The sequence below is a fragment of the Labrys neptuniae genome (assembly GCF_040797145.1).
Lineage (GTDB): Bacteria > Pseudomonadota > Alphaproteobacteria > Rhizobiales > Labraceae > Labrys > Labrys neptuniae.
In genome coordinates, this window is record NZ_JBFNQD010000001.1 from 1,271,384 (window position 1) to 1,291,376 (window position 19,993).

The following is a 19,993-nucleotide window of genomic DNA, read 5'->3' on the forward strand; positions in this document are numbered from 1 at the left end:
GGAATCCTACGGTATCATCGCCCCGACAGCGCTGCGGCAAGAGCTATTTTCCGGACTGGGAAGAGACTGGTGCAGACTGCGACGCTGCGGCCTGCCAGGCCGCCAGCAGGACTTTGAAGTGGGCCGCCGCTGCCGCAGCCTCGCGGCCGATCTGCGGCGTCACCGTCCGAAACTCCAGCCGCGCCCGCAGGCCCCCTTCAAGGCCGAGCGTGCCGACGCAATAATGCTCGCCCGTGACCGGCAGGCCGTCCACGTCACAGGAAACCAGGAAGGGCGCAGCGGATTTGGCATCGCGTTCGAGCCAGATCCCGCCTGGATAGACGTCATAGTCGCCGTCCGGCTGGGCGGGAGGCGGCGTCCCCGCCTTGGTCAGCCGATCCTTCCAAGCCTTGAAATTGTCGAGGTCCGGGGCCTGCGTCTGGAACATGCTGTCGCCCTGGAAGGAAGCGGGTTCATAGAGCGCAATGGTGGCCAACGAGCGCAGCGCCCCGCTCGGCCGTTCCTCGCCACGACACAGGAAGAGCGTAGCGGTATCCTCGCCCTCCTTGCAGAATTCTGCCCGCCAGCTCGCTGCCGCGCCGAAGGGCTTGTCCATCGCCTCCAGCGTGAGCACCAACGCCTTGGCCGTCACCTCGGGCTGCGAACAGGCTTTCTCCAATCCGGCCTTGGTCGAGAAATTGATCTCCTCGTCAGCTTTCTCTCCCGTCACCAGCGTCAAGGCTGGCGGACCGGAAACACGCAGGCTCGCCCTGCCGAGCTTCATCCCGATCCCCTTGCGCAGGCAGTCGGCATAGGGGGTGGGTTGTGCCGCGGGGATCGGTGCAGGAGCCTGGCCCGCCTTTACTGCGGGTACCGGCTGCGGGTTCGTCGTCTCCGCGCCCGCCATCGCCGCTTCCGCCACGGCGGAATGCGGGGCTGGGCTGTGCAGCACAAAACCGCCGACAGCCAACACCAGCCCGATCGTGCCAAGAGCCGCCAGGCCGATACGTTCGCGCGCTTCCATCGTCTCTCCTGAACCGAACGCCCCCTGCCGGGCTCGCTCATTACACCCCGCGCAATAAGGCAAAAGTGGGAGAAATGCCACCAAGGCGGCATCGCCACTCCCCATTGACGGTCGAAAGCGTAAACACCGCGTGGGAATATCGTGGAATGGGCGTTGCCAACTGCGCGGCAGCTTCTCACATTCACCGGATGCGGCTTTCCCTGGCCCGCCGTCCGTTCGAGGATCCTGTACTGCCATGACGCTCAAGCGCCTCGTCCTCCTGCCGCTGCAGGTCCTCCTTGCGATCCTGGTGATCATCGACGAACTGGCCCGCCCGGTCTACGGACCACTGATCCGCCGCTTCGCCGCCCTGCGCCTCGTCGAAATCGGGGAGCGCGCCGTCGCGGCGCTGCCGCGTTTCGTCATCCTCGTTCTCCTCGCCGTACCTCTTGCCGTAGCCGAACCCTTGAAGATCTACGGCCTGTTGCTCCTGGGCCAGGGCCGGCTGGTTCGTGGCCTTCTCATCCTGGCCATCGCCTATCTCGCGAGCTTCCTGCTGATCGAGCGCATCTATGCCGCCGGCAAGCCCAAGCTGATGACCATAGGCTGGTTCGCCTGGTTCATGGGCCTGATCGACTGGATCCGCCGGATGTTGCTCGACTGGCTGAAAGGCACCCCGATCTGGGCCGTGGTCACCGCCGCCCGCAGCTTTGCGGCCCGCGTCGCCGCCGTATTCCGGGCTACCGTCTCGCAAAGGCGCGGGTAATCTTTCGGGCATCCGGAGAAGGGGCTTCTCACCGATCCCGGAGCAAGGCGCTCCCGGCCGAATGCCTTTTCGCCCTCGCTCGTCGTAGTCGGTGCGCATTTGCGATTCTTGCAGAGGCCATCAAATCGCAAACGCACCGGCATTCGGACGGTCATTCAAGACCGCATGGCCTTCCGCATGAGCGGGATCGTCGGCGGGTCGAATCTTCCCGCACACGCTCGCCAGCGCAGTTAGCCCGAGCGCAGCTCTCGGAGAAGACAGGATTATTTGCCCGCTTTGGAATAACTCTAAAAATATATCAGGAATTGCACAATTTAGAACTGCTATGAACTATAATTTAGAATCACTCTTATCTTTGATCCATAACGGTTTTCTGCGTCATAGCCCCTTGTTCAGCAGAATTGAACGCGTGTAATAGCTTGCCGATTGTTAATCTTGCATCGGCTGTGGGGGCGCGCAGGAACGACACAATGCTCGTACCATTTCTCATCATGCTCAGGGAGGGCATCGAGGCAGCGCTGATCGTCGGCATTGTTGCGAGCTATCTGCGTGTCACCGGGCGAAGCGCCTGGATGCCGGCCGTGTGGTGCGGCATCATCCTGGCCGTTGGCCTTTCTTTTTCCGTGTTCGTCGCGCTGCACGTCGCCAGCGCCGAATTTCCCCAGCGCACCCAGGAACTGTTCGAGGCCGTGGTCGGCCTGATCGCGGTCTGCCTGTTGACCGCCATGGTGTTCTGGATGGTGCGGGCCTCGCGCAGCATCAAGGCCGAACTGCAGCATTCCGTCGATGCCGCCCTGGCTTCATCGGACCATCAAGGCCTTGCGCTGGTCGGCATGGTCTTCCTGGCGGTCGCGCGCGAAGGGCTGGAATCGGCCTTCTTCCTGCTGGCGACCTTCGAACAGAATGTCGGCTATGGCGCGCCGCTCGGTGCTGCGCTCGGCCTCGTCTGCGCGGCCGTCTTCGGTATCGCGCTCTATTACGGCGGCGCCCGCCTCAATCTGCGCCTGTTCTTCCGCTGGACCAGCATCCTGATCATCTTCGTGGCGGCCGGCCTGGTGGCGACGGCGGTGCGCTCGCTGCACGAAGCCGGCCTGTGGAACCATCTGCAGGGCATCGCCTTCGACATCTCCGGCATCCTGCCCGGCGACAGCACGCTCGGCACCGTGCTCGGCGGCCTGTTCGGCTATCACGACACGCCCACCCATGGCGAGGTGATCGCCTATCTCCTCTATCTCATCCCGGCGCTGTTCCTCTTCCTGATGGCGCCAACCTCTCCGTCCCCATCCAAATCGAAGGCCGCACGATCGTGACAGCCCCGCGCATCAATTATCCGGCTGTCGGGGCCGGCATGCTCGCCCTCATCGTGGCGGTGGGCGTCGGCACCTATTTCCTGGTCGCCAAGCCGCCGGGATCCGAGACGGCCAAGACCGGCGATACCGTCGCCATCGCCGTCACGGCGACGGCCTGCGAGCCGAACGAACTGACGGTTCCCGAAGGGCGCACCACCTTCGCCATCACCAACAAGAGCAACCGGGCGATGGAATGGGAGATCCTGCAAGGCGTGATGGTGGTGGAGGAGCGCGAAAACATCGCTCCCGGCTTCACCCAGAAGCTGACCGCCAAGCTCGAGCCGGGCGACTACGAGATCGCCTGCGGCCTGCTCACCAATCCCAGGGGCAAGCTCAAGGTCACCGCGCTCGCCAATGCCCCCAAAGAGGTCAAGCCGAGCCTGACGCAGTTGATCGGGCCGCTGGCCGAGTACAAGGTCTATGTCACCCTGGAGGTCGACGACCTCACCGAAGCGACCAAGGCCTTCACCGACGCGATCAAGGCCGGCGACCTCGCCAAGGCCCGTGAACTCTATGCGCCGACCCGCCAGTCCTATGAGCGCATCGAGCCCGTTGCCGAACTGTTTTCCGATCTCGACAAGTCGATCGACGCCCGCGCCGATGTCTTCGAGAAGCTGGAGGCCGATCCGGCCTTTACCGGCTTCCATCGTCTGGAATACGGCCTGTTCAAGCAGGGCAGCACCGAGGGGCTCGCGCCTTTCGCCGACAAATTGCAGGCCGATGTCACCGAGCTGCAGAACCGGATCTCGACCCTGGTCGTACCGCCTTCCAAGATGGTCGGCGGCGCGGCCGTGCTGATCGAGGAAGTCGCCTCCAACAAGATCTCCGGCGAGGAAGACCGCTACAGCCGCACGGATCTGTGGGACTTCCAGGCCAATATCGACGGGGCCCGCAAGATCGTCGAACTGCTCGCCCCCCTGACCACCAAGGCAGATGCGGCGCGCCAGAAGAGCATCGACGACAATTTCGCCGCCGTGAATGCCATCCTTGCCAAATACCGCACGCCCGACGGCGGCTTCAAATCCTATGACACCTTGAGCCAGGACGATCGTGTGGCCCTGCAAAAGCCGGTAACGACGCTGGCCGAAAGCCTGTCGACGCTACGCGGCACGCTAGGCCTCGACTGAAGGGGAAGGAACAATGACCGACAAGACCCCCTGCCCGCCCCAACCTGACACGGACGCCCCGCGTTCTCCGGGCCGACGCTCCATGCTGCTGGGCCTCGGCGCCGCCGGCGGCGGCGCGCTGCTGGCTACCCTGCCAAGTCAGCAGGCAGCTGCGGAGGAAGCCGGTTCCACCGGCCATCTCAGCGACCGTGTGACCTATCTCGGGGCCCACCAAGCCGGCGTCACCACCGATCGCCCGCCGATGGGGTTGGTGGTCGCCTTCAACATCCTCGCCACCAAACGCAGCGATCTCGAACGCCTGTTCCGTGTCCTCACCGATCGCATCGCTTTCCTCACCCAGGGCGGCACGCCGCCGGTGATCGATCCGAAGTTCCCGCCCCCCGATTCCGGGCTGATGGGGCCCGTGGTCTCCCCGGACAATCTCACCATCACCGTGGGCGTGGGCGCCTCGCTGTTCGACCAACGCTTCGGGCTCGCCGACAAGAAGCCGCGGCAGCTGATCAAGATGCCGCAATTTCCCAACGACGCGCTGTCGGCCGAACTCTGCCACGGCGATCTGATGATCCAGATCTGCTCCAACACCACCGACAGCAACCTGCATGCCCTGCGCGACATCGTGAAGAACACGCCGGATCTGCTGATGGTGCGCTGGAAGCAGGAAGGCTTCGTGCCGCCACCGCGCGCGACAGGCGAAACCCAATCGGCACCGCGCAACCTGCTCGGCTTCAAGGACGGCACGGCCAATCCCGACCACAAGGACGAGGCCGAGATGAACCGCCTGGTCTGGGTCCAGCATGGCGCCACGGAGCCTGCCTGGGCGACCGGCGGCAGCTACGGCGTGGTGCGCATCATCCGCAATTTCGTGGAGCGCTGGGACCGCACGCCGCTTGGCGAGCAGGAAGCCATCATGGGCCGGCACAAGCCGAACGGCGCACCGCTCGGCATGAAGGTCGAAGCCGACATCCCGAGCTATCACGACGATCCGGAAGGCAAGCGTACGCCTTTGGACGCCCATATCCGCCTTGCCAATCCGCGCACGGCGGACTCGCGCAGGAATCTGATCCTGCGCCGTCCCTTCAACTATTCCAACGGCATCACCAAGTCGGGCCAGCTCGACATGGGACTGCTCTTCATCTGCTTCCAGTCCGATCTGGATGCCGGCTTTGCCACGGTCCAGCAACGCCTGAACGGCGAACCGCTGGAGGAATACATCAAGCCAGTCGGCGGCGGCTACTTCTTCATCCTGCCCGGCATTCCCGACAAGACAGCCTTTCTCGGCCAGTCCCTGCTGGCGGAGACCGCGTGAACGATCCTTCAACCTTGAACTGAAGAGAGAGAGAACCCCATGACACATCTCAAATGGCGCATGCTGCTGGGCGCCGCGATTATCGGTCTTGCCACGACCGCCAGCGCCAACGCGCCGGCCGTCTCCCCGCTGGACCTGGTCCAGCCCGTGGCCGACTACAAGGTCTATATCAGCAAGGGCGTCAAGAAACTGGTGGAAGACACCGCCAAGTTCACGGCTGCGGTCAAGGCCGGCGATCTCAAGAAGGCCCAGGCCCTCTACGCCCCCACCCGCTTCCACTACGAGATGATCGAGCCGGTCGCCGAGCTCTTCTCCGATCTCGACGGCAGCATCGATTCGCGCGCCGACGATCATGAGAAGAAAGAGGCCGACGATGCCTTTACCGGCTTCCATCGCCTTGAATATGGCCTGTTCGAAAAGAAGAGCACCGAGGGTCTCTCCAGCTTCGCCGACAAGCTGAACACCGATGTCGCCGAACTGCAGAAGCGCATCGCCGGCCTCACCATTCCGCCCGAGAAAATGGTGGGCGGTGCCGCTGCGCTGATCGAGGAAGTCGGCGCAACCAAGATCACCGGCGAGGAAGATCGCTACAGCCACACCGATCTGTGGGACTTCAAGGCCAATATCGACGGCGCCCGCAAGATCGTCGATCTCCTGCATCCGCTGACGGTCAAGGCCGACAAGGACCTGTCCAAGAAGATCGGCACGAATTTCGAGACGGTCGAGAAGATCCTGGCCAAGTACAAGACCAAGGACGGCTACGAGACCTATGACAAGCTGACACCTGAGGACCGTACGGCCCTGCAGGGTCCGATCACCACGCTGGCGGAAGATCTTTCCAAGCTGCGCGGCACACTCGGCTTGAACTGAAATCCAGAGCGGAATGCTCTGTCGGGCGGCGGGCCTTCGGGCCCGCCCATCGCTCGCGGCTAGAGGCTGTTGTGAACCATGACAGCCTCTCTATTTGTCGATCAGTTCGATCGAGCGGGTCAATGTGACCTTGCGATCGCCGACATTGTCCTTGAGCAGGACGTCGATCCGATAGGGGCCAGGCTTGTCGTTCGGCTCGAAATGAACGGACAGGGTCGAGCGGCTGTCGACCAGGTTGAAGCGGCCGCCAACCTTTTCCTTGAGCGCCGTCACGTCCTGCTGCGCCGAACGGGGATCGACTGAGCCGTCGGGCCCGGTCACCTTGATGTCGTAGCTCACATTCGCAGAAAGATCCTCCTGCAGGGCCATACCGGAAAACAGCACGGTCACGCCGATGGTATCGCCGCGGCGTGCCTGCGGCATCGTCCCGGTCAGAACCGCCGCCTCAGGGACGTCACCATTCGCTCCTGACTTGTCGGGCAGCTTGAGCATGGCGATGCTGCCTGAAAAATCACCGTCGCGGTCGGGGGCAGGCTTGAAGATCTGGCTTCTACTCGCCAACAGGGCGTCGAGCGCCTGCTTGTAAGGGCCCGAAGCTTCTACGGCCCGCCGCCGCAGATAGCGTTCCAACACCTCATGCTGGCGCAGATTATAGGCGAGGCCTTGCGCAGCATTGATGCGGATCGACTTGTCGAGCTCGTTGCTGCCGGTCAACGCCCTACCCGGATCGAGCGCGTCGACCAAGGTTGCGAGGAAACCGGGATTGCCGGTTGCAAAGAAGGCCCCCCATTTGAGATCCATCTCCACCGGCCGGCTTGGCGCCAGCGTGTAGAGATTGCCGGGCTTGTCCCTGAGAAAGCCGGGCTCCTCGTGGAAAAGCGAAGCAATCAGATCGGCATTGCCCGACTGCCACAGCGCGAAGATGAGGACCGACTTGCTGTCGGCCGGATAGTCGGCGCCGGCCCCGATCCAGCCGCCCACCCGGGCGCGGTTCTGCAGGAACAGCATGGAGAAAAAGCCGGCCAGTGTTGCACGCGAGAGACCGGTGCCGGCGATCGTTTGCGAGTTCCTCATGGCAGCGAGCATGTCGGGCACCGCCGCAGGATCTTTGCGCACGTAGAAGAAGACGATGCTCTCGGCGAGCTTGAAGGCGGCTGCACTCGGCAGGGCCTTGGCCGGTGGCGGAGAAGATGGCTGGGGCGGCAATGCCGGCGGCGGCGGTGGAGAAGGCGATGCGTCCTGCGCCGCAGCAGGAGCAAGGCAAAGGCTCATCAGAACGGACGCGAGCAGCAAAGTGCGTGTCAACGGAATTGCCATCCCTACGGCGCCGCGGGAATTGAGCGCCTGTTCCAGACCAACTTACGGTACAAGACGGCAAAATTGCGCTCGCCCCGGCGCAAAATACCTCTGCGATATAGCCTTTCAGGCAGTCGCCGATCGCAGCGCCGGATAGAGCCCGCGCCAACGGGCCAGGGCCTCGACATAGGCCGGCGCCAGCACGGGGTCGGGCTCGATCGTCTCGACACGGTGCGGCGGGGTGCAGACCGCCAGCGGATCCTCGCCGGAGACGGCCAGACGCGCCAGGCGCGCCGCGCCGAAAGCCCCGCCGGTCTCGCCATCGGCCAGGCGGTAAACCGGAAATCCCAGCACATTGGCGAGGATTTCGAGCCAGAAGCGCGAGCGCGAACCGCCACCGATCACGTCGGCGCCGGCAATGTCGGTTCCCGCTGCCGCCAGGGCATCGCGACAATCGGCGAAGGCGAAGGCAACGCCTTCCAGCACGGCCTGCACCATCGCTTCGCGTCCGTTCTCATGGGCGAGGCCGGTGAAGGCGCCGCGGATGACGGTGTCGTCATGCGGCGTCCGCTCGCCGGAAAGATAGGGCAGGAACTGCACCGGCGACGGCGCCACGGGTTTGTCGCCGAGCGGAGCCAGCAAGGCGCTCTCCTTGGTCTGCAGCACGCCGGCGATCCAGGCGAGACTGGAGGCAGCCGAGAGAATCACGCCCATCTGGTGCCAGGTCTTCGGCACGGCATGGCAGAAGGCGTGCACGGCATGGGCGGGATTGGGCAGGAAGCGATCGGTGGTCGCCCACAGCACGCCCGAAGTGCCGAGCGAAAGAAAGGCCGAGCCCGGCCTGATGGCGCCAAGGCCCACCGCGCCGGCAGCATTGTCTCCGGCACCGCCGGCAAACAAGGGGGCCTTGGCCATGCCCCAACGCGCCACGAGATCGGCCCGAAGGCGACCGGCAGGCTCGGAGCCCTCGACCAGGCGCGGCATGGCCTCGCGCGACAGGCCGGTGGCGGCAAGCGCCGCATCCGACCAGTCCCTCCGGCCGACATCCAGCCAGAGCGAGCCCGCCGCATCCGACATTTCCTCGATCGCCTCGCCGGTCAGGGCCAGGCGCACATAGGCCTTGGGCAACAGCACGAGGCGCGTCGCGGCAAAAATCGCCGGCTCGTGGCGGGCGACCCACAGTAATTTGGGAGCCGTGAAACCCGGCATTGCCTTGTTGCCGGTCACCGCACGCAGATCAGGCCATCTGGCCTCCAGTTCCGCACATTCGGCATGGGATCGGCCGTCATTCCACAAGATCGCAGGCCGGAGCGGCTGATGGTCGGCCCCGAGCAGCACGGCACCATGCATCTGGCCCGACAGGCCGATGCCCTCGACGGCGGCGATCTCCTTGGGGTGGGTCGCCTTCAGGGCATCGACGGCCGATATCACCGCCTCGACCCAGGCCTGTGGCGCCTGTTCGGAAAAACCGGGATGGGGCCGCTGCACCGTGAGCGCGACGTCGTGGCTGGCAACGACGCGCTGTTCGCCATCTGCGAGCAGCGCCTTGACCGAAGACGTGCCGATATCAAGCCCTAGAAACACGCATTCCTCCGAAGAATTATTCGAATCGATCATGCGCCAGGCTGGAAAGCCGGGGCAAGCCCCCTCCTGCGGAAACTGCGCGCGGATACGGGCGCGGGGCGTCGAACCGCGAGTTTCACGGCCGTGTCACTGCGCCTGACCTATGCAAGGGGCTCGTGGACCCCGACTTCCATCAGGGGCTGTAGACGGCGACGCCATTCGCCGTCCTGGCCAGGGCACCTACGCTCTACAGCCCCTGATGCTTTTTTTGTCGTACGGTGGGGTGAACACGATGCCGATATCCTCCTCTGACAACATCGGCGCTTGCCTCTGATTCAATGGCCCGTCCTCGCACTCGACATGGGACTGGCTGAGGCGTGCGGGCTTGGACACAACCTGACGGCCGCGCATCGGCGGGCGGAAAGACGGGTCGCGCATGAACCGTGCACCGAGCCGATGGGAATTGCACCAAGCGCACGGGTCCGCTCCCACAATTCGTACGACAGGGCGAACGACCTTCTGACGAATACAAGCCGGAATAATGATTTTATGAAATATTCGTGAATAATAATTGAATACACCTACAGATCCTAAAATAATTCAAAAGATTTACTAGCGCAATGTGGACGTAATGTTCGCCTGCATGATGGCCCATGTCTTTCAGGTGCTCGAATCGAGACAGGTGAGATGAGGCGAACCGCCATTGGTCGTTTCCTCCTCTGACGCCGAGCGCTGCAACGCCTGGCTGCGGTACGTCCCTGTGATTCTTACCGATGCCGGTGCGTCGCAGGGCGTTGTGATCTCGGCAAACCGTCACCACCGGCGAAAGACAGCCCGAAAGGGGCCGCTCCCTCAGCGGAGACACGGCTCCGGACCTGACAATCCGCGCACCGGCTCGCCGTGGCAATTGCCGCGCAGCAGTCGGCGCGTGCAGTGGAGTAGACACGTGCGTACGCAATTGCTCATCCCCCTCGCAGCAGGCCTGTTGGCCCTCGCCGTGACCGGCTGCGGCCCTGCCTGGGCCGAGGACTATTACGACACTTCCCCCCGCTACGCGCCGCCCCCGTCCTTCAGCGGCTCCTATGTCGGCGTGCATGCCGGCGCAGCGTCGGCCAAATCGGCCAACCCCTTCGCCAAGGGCAACAGCCTCCAAATGGGCCTCCAGACGGGTTACGACATGCGCCTTGGCCCGGCGGTCATCGGCGCCGAAGTCGAGGGGTCCAATCTCGGTGGCGCCGAGCGGCGGGCGCGAGGCGGCAAGATCAGGGAAAAATGGCGGGCCGCGCTGAAGGGCCGGGCCGGCATCGCCCTTGATCGCACCTTGCTCTACGGCACGGCCGGCTTCGCCTTCACCAAATTCGAGGGCACCGGCGGCGCCCGCGTCAGGGACGGCTGGAAGACCGGCTATCTGATGGGCGCCGGCGTCGAACAGGCCTTCTCCGACACGGTCTCCTTCAAGCTCGAATACAATTATGTCCGCACCCCCGGCCTGAAGACGCGTTCGTCCTTCGGCCATGCCAAGGAAGACATCGGCAGCCACGCTTTGAAAGCGGGCCTCAACTACCGATTCTAGAGATCGCTGTTGGGGTCCCCGACCGGATCCGGCACCAGGCCGGATCCGGTCGGCCCCTCGTAATGTCGGCGCAATCTTCAGCTTCTAGAGCCAAATACAGTCTGGAATCATCAATGTCTTTTCATCGCGCTTTCGCAGTCGCGCTCGCCGCAGGCCTTCTCCTATTGGCGGGTTGCGCTTCCGCCGTCATGAAGAACTATGTCGGTGGCCCGGTTGAAACGGTGATGCTGGACTATGGGCCGCCGACCAGCATACTCGATCTCGGCCCTGGCCAGCGCGCCTACCAGTGGCGCAAGGTTTCCACCAATGTGGTGCCCGGCAGCGCCAGGAGCGAAGTCCGCCGGACCCGGCGAGGCACCGACGTCGAAACCACGGAAACGCCCGGCTATGTCGAGCGACAGGAATGCTTCTATACCTTCTACGCCCGCGCCGCAGGCGAGCGCTGGCTCATCACGAATTTCCGCAAGCCAAGCCTGGAATGCGAGTGATCCGGGCTCGTTGTCGAGACCGGCGCGAACTGAAGACGGACGAAGGGTCCCATGCGCATCCTGCTGATCGAGGACGAACCGGAAATGGCGTCCGTGCTCAAGACGGCCCTGGAACGCCAGGACGTCGTGGTCGACCATGCCTCGAACCTGGCCGATGGCGAGGCAATGGCCCGCATCGGGTCCTATGACGCCATCGTGCTCGATCGTCGCCTGCCCGACGGCGAAGGCCTGACCTTGATCCCGCGCCTGCGCGCCCTGCATGTCGAGGCGCCGGTCATCGCCCTCACCGCCATGAGCGGCCTGCAGGACCGGGTCTCCGGGCTCGACGCCGGTGCCGACGATTATATGGGCAAGCCCTTCGCCACCGAGGAACTGGTCGCTCGCCTGCGCGCCCTGCACCGCCGCCCCTATACGTTGCGGGCCGACCAGGCCGTCGTCGGCCGCCTCACCTATGACTTCCGCCATCGTGAGGCGCTGATCGACGACCAGACGCTCGACCTGCCACGGCGTGAGCGCCTCGTCCTGGAAACGCTGATCCGCCGACCGGGACGCACCATCATGCGCAGCGCGCTGGAGGAAGCTGTCTACGCCCTCGACGACGAGATCGGCTCCAACGCGCTCGATGCGCATATTTCCCGCCTGCGCCGCAAGCTGGACGACCTCGCCGCCGGCATCGAGATCCGCGCCATCCGCAATCTCGGCTATCTCCTGCGGGCCGCCTCATGAAGCAGGCGCGAGCGCGCTCCCTGCAATGGATCCTGGTGCGGCGGCTGATCCTGCTGCAGGCGGCGATGCTCGTCTTCTTCATCGTGCTGTTCATCACCGCGCTCTCGGTCGCCAATCCCCAGCTCATGGTCGACAACGAGGCGGCGGTTGCCGCGATCACCAGTGCCATCGACCGCGACAAGGACGGCAAGCTCATCGTCAGCGACACCAAGGAACTGGCCGACTTCCGTACCGAATATCCCTATGTCTGGTACATCATCCGCGACCAGTCGGGACAGAGCCTGCGCATCGGCTCGGTTCCGGCTGACTATGATCGCGATCTCGGCGACCTGCTGCGGGCGGTCGATCACGCCAATATCGGCTTCGCCGGCAAGGAAGAGGGCCGGGAAATGCGCCCGGAAGCCTATGTGCAGAAAGTGGACACCAAGGCCGGCCCGGTCCAGATCGTCACCTCCACCCTGCATTCGCGGGCCGAAGCGGACGGCTTCATCATCAACGTGACCGCCACCGTCGACATGGCCCGCAATCCCGACGGCAGTGCCAATTGGGCCCGGGTCCTCCCGGGCATCGTCGTGGGCCTTGCCATCTTCCTGGTGCCGATCATCGTCGTCATGGGCGTGACCACATTGGTGACGACGCCCGCCGTGGTGCGCCGCTCCCTGGCCGGCCTGGTCGGCACCGCCAACGAGGCCGCGCGCATCGATGTCAGCACGCGCGCCATGCAATTGCCGGTCGAGAACGTGCCCCAGGAGATCGTGCCGCTGGTGCATGCGTTCAACCAGGCATTGGCCCGCCTCGCCCAAGGCTTCGACCGTCACAACCGCTTCCTGACCGATGCCGCCCACGAGCTGCGCACACCGATCGCCATTCTGCGCACGCGGGCGGAATTGTTGAAGGAAGAACCGCAGAGCCTGCGGCTGAGGCAGGATATCGAGCGCCTCTCGCATCTGGCCCAGCAACTGCTCGACCATCAATTGCTCGATCGCCCCGCCAACCACCGGCAGGCGGTCGACCTTGCCGAACTCGCCGGCCGCGTCGCCGCCGACTTTGCGCCGCTCGCGATCGAGGCCGGCTACGACCTGGCCTTCGAACCGCCGCACGGCAAGGTCGAGGTCGAAGCCAATGTGCTGCAGATCGAGCAGGCTCTCGCCAACATCATCCGCAATGCCATCGAGCATGGCGGCGGCCATGGCACCATCACGGTGGCGGTCGACGCAGCCGGCGGCCTGGAGGTGCGCGATGAAGGGCCAGGCATCCCGGCCGAGGAGCATAGGAACGTGTTCGAACCCTTTTATCGCCTGCATCCGCTTTCGCGCGGCGCCGGACTCGGGCTGAATCTCGCCCGCCAGATCGCGCAGCTGCATGGCGGCAGCATCGCGATCGTCAACGGCTCCTGGAAAGGAGCTCACGTGCGGATCGAGCTTCCGCCGCTCCGCGCGGCGGCCTGAGGCAATACCCGCTCGGCATACCGGGGCCTGGCCAATCGCAGAGCGATCAGCGCCCGTCTTCGCTGGCAACGACGCCGAGTACCGGCAGCACCAGGCGCGGTAGCTCATGCGCCACGGTCTTCACGAACATGTTCTCGATCTTCATGGCCTGGATGGGCCTCATCGCTTCCGTGCCATAGATCTTCGCGATCTCGTCGATACTCTGGTAGATCTTGGTACTGGCCGCCTGCACCGTCCTGTCCATGTAGCGCAATTGCCCGATCGGCGTTCGATAGGCATAAAAGGCATGGTAGCTCATCGAGCCGGAGCGTTCGAATTCCACAATGACCATCACCACGCTGCCATCGTGTCCGACCATACGCGCGACGTCCTGCTCCGCCTTGACGACACGAATGGCGCCGCAACGCGCACCGAGCCGAGTCAGCATCCTCTCCATCCCCTGCATGGAAAGGCCGCCGAGCGCACCGATGTCGAGGCCGGCCGCCTTTGCAAGGTCGTCCACGGTGACGAAGAGCTTGCCGTCGACCTTGGCGCCGATCTGCGTGAGGGCCTTGGCCGAAGCAACCCAGGCGCAGATGCCGGCATTCGGATTGATGTCGACGATGAGCTTGGCCATGACCGCGCCCTTGACGGAGCGGACCATCTGGGCCGCCTTGCCTACCGGCAGGATCGCGAGGAGCCGCAGCCCATCCTGCCCGGCGCCGGCCGCCGTGCCCTTGGCGAGCCCATCCCCAAGCCGCAAGACGTCGACGAAACCGGCACCGAACGTCATCAGGGCCTTGGTACCGGCCCCCACGATCATCGCGCCTTGGCTGTAGTTGGAATCCTCGACCCACTTGTCCAGGATCGCTTCGGATTCCTTCTGCTGCTGGCTCCACCAATCCGCGAGCTCAGTGAACTTCCACATGGAACCTCCGTGCACAATCGTTTGCGCGAGAGGCCTTGCTGCCGCGCCGATCCCGCCGAGATATAGGTTCGGGCATACCGGGCCACAGTTCCCTGGAGAACCGCAACCCCAAGCAACGCGCCGAAAAATGAAGAGAGGTTTCGGCCAGAACGATATGACGGCATAAGCCGATGCCGCTGGCCCAATGCCGAAACTGGCGCGACGCGGGAGCGACGCAGCGCTTCACAAAGCGGAAAAACTCGGGAAACACCCCTCCGCTATAGTGCCATCCTTCACACGGGAAGGTGCGGGACCTTGACCATCGCAGCCATGCTCTTCGTCATGCTGGCATTGCTGGGCCTCATCTATGTCACCTTCGACATCTGAGGAGGCCATTAGTCCAGCACGGCCAGACAGCCGACGATCCCCATGAGAATGGCCGCAGACAGCATCAATACGGTCTCGGCCAGGTTGTCCCGGCCGGCGAGACGCTCCAGCCAGACTGGTCCGGCGGCTCCGGCGATGGTCTCGTCGCATGGCAGCAAGCCCGTTTGCCGCGGTGGCTCGCCACAGCCGAGACCGATCAGCAGATCGGCCGCCGTCGTATGGAGATGGGCGGAAAGCCGCGTGGCCATGGCCGGTCGCAGGTCGCGTTGCCCGCGGGCCCAGGCATCGATATCGCCCGCATTCACTCCGGCACGGCGTGCAAGCGAGGCGGCGTCCACCCCGGCTGTCGCCATGGCCGCCGCCAGACCATTGGGGCGAGGCATGCGATCGAAACTCGGCTTGATCGGATCCAACATCGCGCAGCCGCCTCCGATCAGGCGTGACCGGGACGGGTCCTTGCCGGCGAGTTGAGCCGGCAGCCGTCCAGACAATCGTCGTGTGCGAGATATTGAGACGATCTACAAAGGCCGAGCAAAGCTGCATCGGCGATGGGATAGGGACACATGGCCTGTCTTCCACGATGACACCTTCCGGCATAGGGCGCGAATCACCCTGAAACCTTCGATGTTTCCCCTATCGCTCGCCCATATTGCACGGACATTGCGTCCCCTCCGTCCGGCTGCCAACCGGTCGACATGGCTTCCGCCGGTAGGGCATGCCCCCTCATGCCGGACAAACAAAAATCCTCCGACCCATGGAGGCCGGAGGATTTTTGTTGGCCGAACCGGCAGACGGGTTCAGATCAGGCCGTATTGCTTGGCCTTGTTGCGCAGGAAGGGCAGGCCCTCCGCCAGGATCTCCTCGCGGCTGTTGGCGACGGGGCGCCAGACCGACAGGGCGGAAGCGAGCTGCGGCGGCATATGGATGAAACTCTCCATGGCCATGCCACCCTTGAAGCCGATGCCGGCCAGACCCGCGAACACCTCATCCCAGGCGATCGTGCCAGTGCCGGGGACACCGCGGTCGCTCTCGGACAGGTGGATATATTTGAGATGCACTCCGGCCTTGAGGATACCGTTGGCCTGGCCCTTCTCCTCGATGTTCATGTGGTAGGTATCGAGATGGAGGAAGACGTTGGGCGCGCCGATGCGTTCGATGACGCGGACCACCTGCTCGGTGGTGTTCATCATGTGGTTCTCGTAGCGGTTGACCGCCTCCAGCCCGAGTTCCAGGCCGAGCGTACGGGCATGGGCGGCCGCCTTGTCCATCACCTTGACGACCGCGTCATATTCGGCCTCGGTCGGCGGGTTGCCGGTGCGCTCGCCGATCGAACCATAGACGACGCCGGACAGGGCCTTGGCACCGATCTCGGCAGTCTTGTCCAGCGCCAGGGTGAGGAATTCCAGCGCCTTGTCCGGATTGTTGGTGGGGCGGGAGTCGTTGGGCAGGCCGAGCGAGCAGACCGCATCGACGCCGTGCTTTTCCAGGAGAGCCCGGGTGTGGCCGGTATCGGCCTTGGCCGGCTCCAGCAGGGCGATCTCGACGAAGGCCAGCCCGTATTTGGCTGCCTCCGCGATCGACAGCTCCGCCGCCTCGCGGGTCCAGCTATGCGACCACAGGCTGGTGTGAATGCCGAAGCCCTTCATGGCAATATCCTCAATGTGTTGGCTTTTGGGTGAAGAGAGACTGGAGGAACTCGCGGGCCCAGACCCAGCGCAGGATCATGACCGCCAGCAGGAAGGCGCCCCACATCGCCGTGGCCAGATGCTGGTTGGCGCCGAGCAGGTTCAGGCCGGAGGCGATGACCTGCAGGATGATGAGGGCGATCACCACCGGGATCACCCGCCCGAACCCGCCGAAGGGATCGACGCGGCCGAGGAAGCAGGCAAGCACGGTAATCAGGAGATAGGCCTCGCCATGGCCGACACGCACCGAGTTGAAGCGGGCGAGCATCACCACGCCGGCAATGCCGCACATCAAGCCGGACAGCGTGTAGATCAGCGTCACCGACCGGCGGGTATCGATGCCGGAATAGCGCGTCGCCTCGATGTTGGAGCCGATCATGCGGGTGGCGAAACCGAGCCGGGCCCGCGTCATCACCACATGCCAGAGCAGGGCCGCCGCGGCGAGGATCCAGAGCGGCACGGGAATGCCGATCAGCGTGCCGTGGCCGATCTCGCGCACGAAATCGGGAAAGCCCGATATATCGCCGCCATGGGTGAGGAATTCCCCGAGCCCACGCAGGAAGATCATCATCGAGAGCGAGACGAGGATGGGATGGGCGCCGGTATAGGCGATGATGATGCCCATCAGCCAGCCCGCCGCCGCGCCGGTAATCAATGCCGCGGCCACCCCGAGGACGAAGGCGCCGACGCCGGCATCCACCCCGCCATAGGATTGCAGCACCCAGGCCATGGCAAGGCCGGCGATATTGGCCGTGAAGGTCGCCGCCAGATTGAAGCCGCCCGAAATGATCGGCATCAGCATCGCCAGGGTCAGCAGCCCAAGTTCGGGCAGCTGGAAGGCGATGGATGAGAACGTCGTGGCCGTGAAGAAGCGATCGGTGCTGAAACTCAGCGCCGCCACCACCAGGACCAGGAAGCCGATCAGGCCGGCAATGTCACTGCTCAGCAGGTTCGCGAAACCGGACTTGCCGGCCTGATTGGAGGTCGATGTCGGTGTCGTCATGCCGCCCTCCGGGCTGTGGGCGCGCGCCGGGACCCGGCTTTCATGGATCCGATCAGCCGCGCGACACCGTCGCTCGACAAAGTGATGGCGATCAGGATGATGGCGCCGATGATCATCTTGAAGGCATAGGGCGTGATGCCGAGCAGGTTCAGGCCGTTCTCGGTGATGGCGACCAGGAAGATGCCGAGAATGGCTCCGAGCAGCGTGCCCCTGCCCCCGCCGAGGCGGGCGCCGCCGAGTACCACGGCGGCGAGAACGTCGAGCTCGCGGCCATAGAGCGCGTTGGGCACCACTTCCTGCGCGTAATGGGCCTGCATCAGCCCGGCAATACCGGCCATCAGGCCGAGCCAGCCGAAGGCGAGATAATGCATGGCGCCGATATTGATGCCCACCCGCCGCGCCGCCTCGGGATTGTCACCCATGGCGTAGAGCTGGCGGCCCGGCGTGGTCCTGCGCAGCAACAGCCAGGTGGCGAACACGCAGAGCGCCATGACGGCGACGGGCAGCGTCAATTCGGCCGAGCCGTCGCCCGTCGCAACGCTGAACAGCACGATGCGGTCCGTCAGCCAGTCCGGCAGGTCGTAAAGCGAGACGCCGCCGGTGAGGAACATCAGCGTGCCGAAGAAGAGGTTGAAGGTCGCGATCGTCACCACGATCGAGACGATGCGGAAATGATAGATCAGCGCGGCGTTGAAGGCGCCGAGCAGGAAGCCGAAGCCGCCGGCGACCACCAGGCCGACGGCCCAGTTGCCGCCACCCAGATGCATCACCGTCAGCGCTGTGAGGTACTGCACCACCGAGGCACCGACGGCGAAGGAAATATCGATGCCGCCGGCGATCAGAACCACCAGGAGGCCGGCGGCGAAGATCACGTTCACCGCCGAGGTGTTCATCAGGTCGAACAGGTTCGACAGGGTGAAGAAGGTGTCGGTGGTGAGGGCAAGGCCCGCGACGAGGGCCAGGATCACCAGGATGAGCCAGCGCTCGGTGGCGCCGATCGGCCAGTTGCGTTTGTCAGGCATGCACATCCTCCTCGATCTTGTCGATGGACACTTCGCCCGGAATGTATTCGTCGATGATGCGACCATCGCGCATGTGCAGGATGCGATCCGCGTTGAAATAGACTTCGGTGATCTCGTCGGAAATCAGCAGGATGGCCATGCCTTCCTGCGCCAGCCGGTGGATGATGGCGAAAATGCCGGCGCGGGCACCGACATCGACGCCAACCGTGGGCGAATCCAGGATCAGCAGCTTCGGTTTGGTGGCCAGCCATTTCGCCAGCACCACGCGCTGCTGGTTGCCCCCGGACAGGGTCGACACCGCATTGTCGGGATTGGAGACCTTGATGGCGAGGGCCTTGACCCAGTCATCGACCAGCGATTTGCGCCGGGCCGGCGAAATCAGCCGGAAGAGATCGAGCAGCCTGTCCAGCACGGTGACGGCCATGTTGTCGCCGATCGACTGCGGCTGGACCAGGCCAAGCTGCAGGCGATCTTCCGAGACATAGGCGATGCCGGCGTCGATGGCGGCCCGGTTGGAGGCAAGCGACAAGGCCTTGCCCTCGAGACGAATGCTGCCCGAACTCGGCCGGGTCAGGCCGAAGAGCGACAGGGCGAGTTCGGTGCGCCCCGCCCCCAATCGCCCCGTCAGGCCCAGGACCTCCCCGCGCCGGACCGTGAGGCTGATATCCTCATAATCGCCCGGCCGCGTCAGTTTCTCCACCTGCAAGACCACAGGCGAAGCGGAATGATCGCGCGCCTGCACGGCCTGGTCGAAGGTCTTGCCGGTCATCAGCTCGGTCAGGCGGGTCTGCGTCATGCCGGCTGTCGGATAGGTGCCGACATAATGGCCGTCGCGCAGCACGGTGACGCGGGTGCAGACATCGAGCACCTCGGCCAGGCGATGGCTGACGAAGACCACGGCGATACCGTCGGCCGACAGGCGCCGGACGATCACCAGCAGCGCATCGGTTTCCGCCTGGCTGAGTGAGGCGGTGGGCTCATCCATGAAGACCAGCCGGGCGTCGGCCACCAGGGCACGAGCGATCGCCACGATCTGGCGTTGGGCGATCGAAAGCGTGCGCACGGGCGCATCGAGATCGAGTTCGACACCCAGCCGGTCCAGGATGCGCCGCGCTTCCGCCTTCATGGCCGCATAGTTGACCAGGCGCGGGGCGCCGCCGAGATTGCGTTCGAAGGCAATGTTCTCGGCCACCGCCATTTCGGGAAAGAGTGCCAGGTCCTGCCAGATGACCTGGATGCCCAGAGCCCGGGCGCGCGCCGGACTGAGGCCGTCTATGGTGCGCCCATCGAACAGCATCTCGCCGCCCGGTTCGGGGCGATAGACGCCGCTGATCAGCTTGATCAGCGTGCTCTTGCCGCAGCCATTCTCGCCGGCAAGACACAAGACCTCTCCGGGGAGCACCTCGAAGGAGACGTTTTCGAGCGCACGCACGCCCCCGAAGCGCTTGGAGATGTTGCGCAGGAAAAGCAGCGGCGTCGCAGGCGTATCGGTGATTGCGGCTGTGGCGGCCATGAC

General features: G+C 64.4%; 18 protein-coding genes. 9 read left to right on the top strand and 9 right to left on the bottom strand.

Annotated elements, in window-relative coordinates:
* Positions 1–43: 43 nt before the first annotated feature.
* Positions 44–1,003: a hypothetical protein gene (locus ABXS05_RS06080; protein ID WP_367623257.1), complete on the bottom strand. Its 960-nt coding sequence runs from the start codon at positions 1,001–1,003 to the stop codon at positions 44–46.
* 235 nt (positions 1,004–1,238) lie between these two features.
* Here ABXS05_RS06080 and ABXS05_RS06085 point away from each other — a divergent pair, with 235 nt between their 5' ends.
* From ABXS05_RS06085 to efeO (ABXS05_RS06105), 5 genes are all read left to right on the top strand, one after another.
* The gene (locus ABXS05_RS06085) at positions 1,239–1,748 is read left to right on the top strand and encodes a hypothetical protein (protein WP_367623258.1); all 510 of its coding nucleotides are present in this window, start codon (positions 1,239–1,241) and stop codon (positions 1,746–1,748) included.
* A 470-nt stretch (positions 1,749–2,218) separates the two neighbouring features.
* Complete coding sequence (gene efeU / locus ABXS05_RS06090; RefSeq protein WP_367623259.1) at positions 2,219–3,058, top strand: iron uptake transporter permease EfeU; 840 nt, start codon at positions 2,219–2,221, stop codon at positions 3,056–3,058.
* Positions 3,055–4,224 (top strand): iron uptake system protein EfeO, encoded by a 1,170-nt coding sequence (efeO, locus tag ABXS05_RS06095; protein WP_367623260.1) that lies wholly within the window; start codon positions 3,055–3,057, stop codon positions 4,222–4,224. Before efeU ends, efeO (ABXS05_RS06095) begins: the two co-directional genes overlap by 4 nt.
* Positions 4,225–4,237: 13 nt before the next feature.
* Positions 4,238–5,530, top strand: a complete 1,293-nt coding sequence (efeB, locus tag ABXS05_RS06100; protein WP_311941815.1) for an iron uptake transporter deferrochelatase/peroxidase subunit — start codon at positions 4,238–4,240, stop codon at positions 5,528–5,530.
* A 39-nt stretch (positions 5,531–5,569) separates the two neighbouring features.
* Complete coding sequence (gene efeO, locus ABXS05_RS06105) at positions 5,570–6,400, top strand: iron uptake system protein EfeO (RefSeq protein ID WP_311941818.1); 831 nt, start codon at positions 5,570–5,572, stop codon at positions 6,398–6,400.
* A 90-nt stretch (positions 6,401–6,490) separates the two neighbouring features.
* Here efeO (ABXS05_RS06105) and ABXS05_RS06110 read toward each other — a convergent pair whose 3' ends face one another.
* Positions 6,491–7,705 (bottom strand): hypothetical protein, encoded by a 1,215-nt coding sequence (locus ABXS05_RS06110; protein ID WP_367623261.1) that lies wholly within the window; start codon positions 7,703–7,705, stop codon positions 6,491–6,493.
* Between the two features lie 117 nt (positions 7,706–7,822).
* Positions 7,823–9,280: a xylulokinase gene (gene xylB, locus ABXS05_RS06115; RefSeq protein WP_367623262.1), complete on the bottom strand. Its 1,458-nt coding sequence runs from the start codon at positions 9,278–9,280 to the stop codon at positions 7,823–7,825.
* A gap of 925 nt (positions 9,281–10,205) precedes the next feature.
* Here xylB and ABXS05_RS06120 point away from each other — a divergent pair.
* From ABXS05_RS06120 to ABXS05_RS06135, 4 genes are all read left to right on the top strand, one after another.
* Complete coding sequence (locus ABXS05_RS06120) at positions 10,206–10,832, top strand: outer membrane protein (protein ID WP_367623263.1); 627 nt, start codon at positions 10,206–10,208, stop codon at positions 10,830–10,832.
* Positions 10,833–10,945: 113 nt separating this feature from the next.
* Positions 10,946–11,320, top strand: a complete 375-nt coding sequence (locus ABXS05_RS06125) for a hypothetical protein (protein WP_311941830.1) — start codon at positions 10,946–10,948, stop codon at positions 11,318–11,320.
* Between the two features lie 51 nt (positions 11,321–11,371).
* Positions 11,372–12,046, top strand: coding sequence for a response regulator transcription factor (locus ABXS05_RS06130; RefSeq protein ID WP_311941833.1), 675 nt, complete (start codon positions 11,372–11,374; stop codon positions 12,044–12,046).
* Positions 12,043–13,494, top strand: coding sequence for a sensor histidine kinase (locus ABXS05_RS06135; RefSeq protein WP_367623264.1), 1,452 nt, complete (start codon positions 12,043–12,045; stop codon positions 13,492–13,494). The genes ABXS05_RS06130 and ABXS05_RS06135 overlap by 4 nt, the downstream gene beginning before the upstream one ends.
* A gap of 46 nt (positions 13,495–13,540) precedes the next feature.
* On the opposite strand, the gene ABXS05_RS06140 is transcribed toward ABXS05_RS06135, so the two are convergent.
* The 6 genes from ABXS05_RS06140 to ABXS05_RS06165 form a co-directional block, all read right to left on the bottom strand.
* Complete coding sequence (locus ABXS05_RS06140) at positions 13,541–14,401, bottom strand: hypothetical protein (protein WP_367623265.1); 861 nt, start codon at positions 14,399–14,401, stop codon at positions 13,541–13,543.
* A 374-nt stretch (positions 14,402–14,775) separates the two neighbouring features.
* Complete coding sequence (locus ABXS05_RS06145; RefSeq protein WP_367623266.1) at positions 14,776–15,183, bottom strand: hypothetical protein; 408 nt, start codon at positions 15,181–15,183, stop codon at positions 14,776–14,778.
* Between the two features lie 381 nt (positions 15,184–15,564).
* Complete coding sequence (locus ABXS05_RS06150) at positions 15,565–16,413, bottom strand: sugar phosphate isomerase/epimerase family protein (protein WP_367623267.1); 849 nt, start codon at positions 16,411–16,413, stop codon at positions 15,565–15,567.
* 10 nt (positions 16,414–16,423) lie between these two features.
* Positions 16,424–17,455, bottom strand: coding sequence for an ABC transporter permease (locus ABXS05_RS06155; protein WP_311941845.1), 1,032 nt, complete (start codon positions 17,453–17,455; stop codon positions 16,424–16,426).
* The gene (locus ABXS05_RS06160) at positions 17,452–18,477 is read right to left on the bottom strand and encodes an ABC transporter permease (protein ID WP_367623268.1); all 1,026 of its coding nucleotides are present in this window, start codon (positions 18,475–18,477) and stop codon (positions 17,452–17,454) included. The genes ABXS05_RS06155 and ABXS05_RS06160 overlap by 4 nt, the downstream gene beginning before the upstream one ends.
* Complete coding sequence (locus ABXS05_RS06165) at positions 18,470–19,990, bottom strand: sugar ABC transporter ATP-binding protein (protein ID WP_367623269.1); 1,521 nt, start codon at positions 19,988–19,990, stop codon at positions 18,470–18,472. Before ABXS05_RS06165 ends, ABXS05_RS06160 begins: the two co-directional genes overlap by 8 nt.
* Positions 19,991–19,993 lie beyond the last annotated feature (3 nt).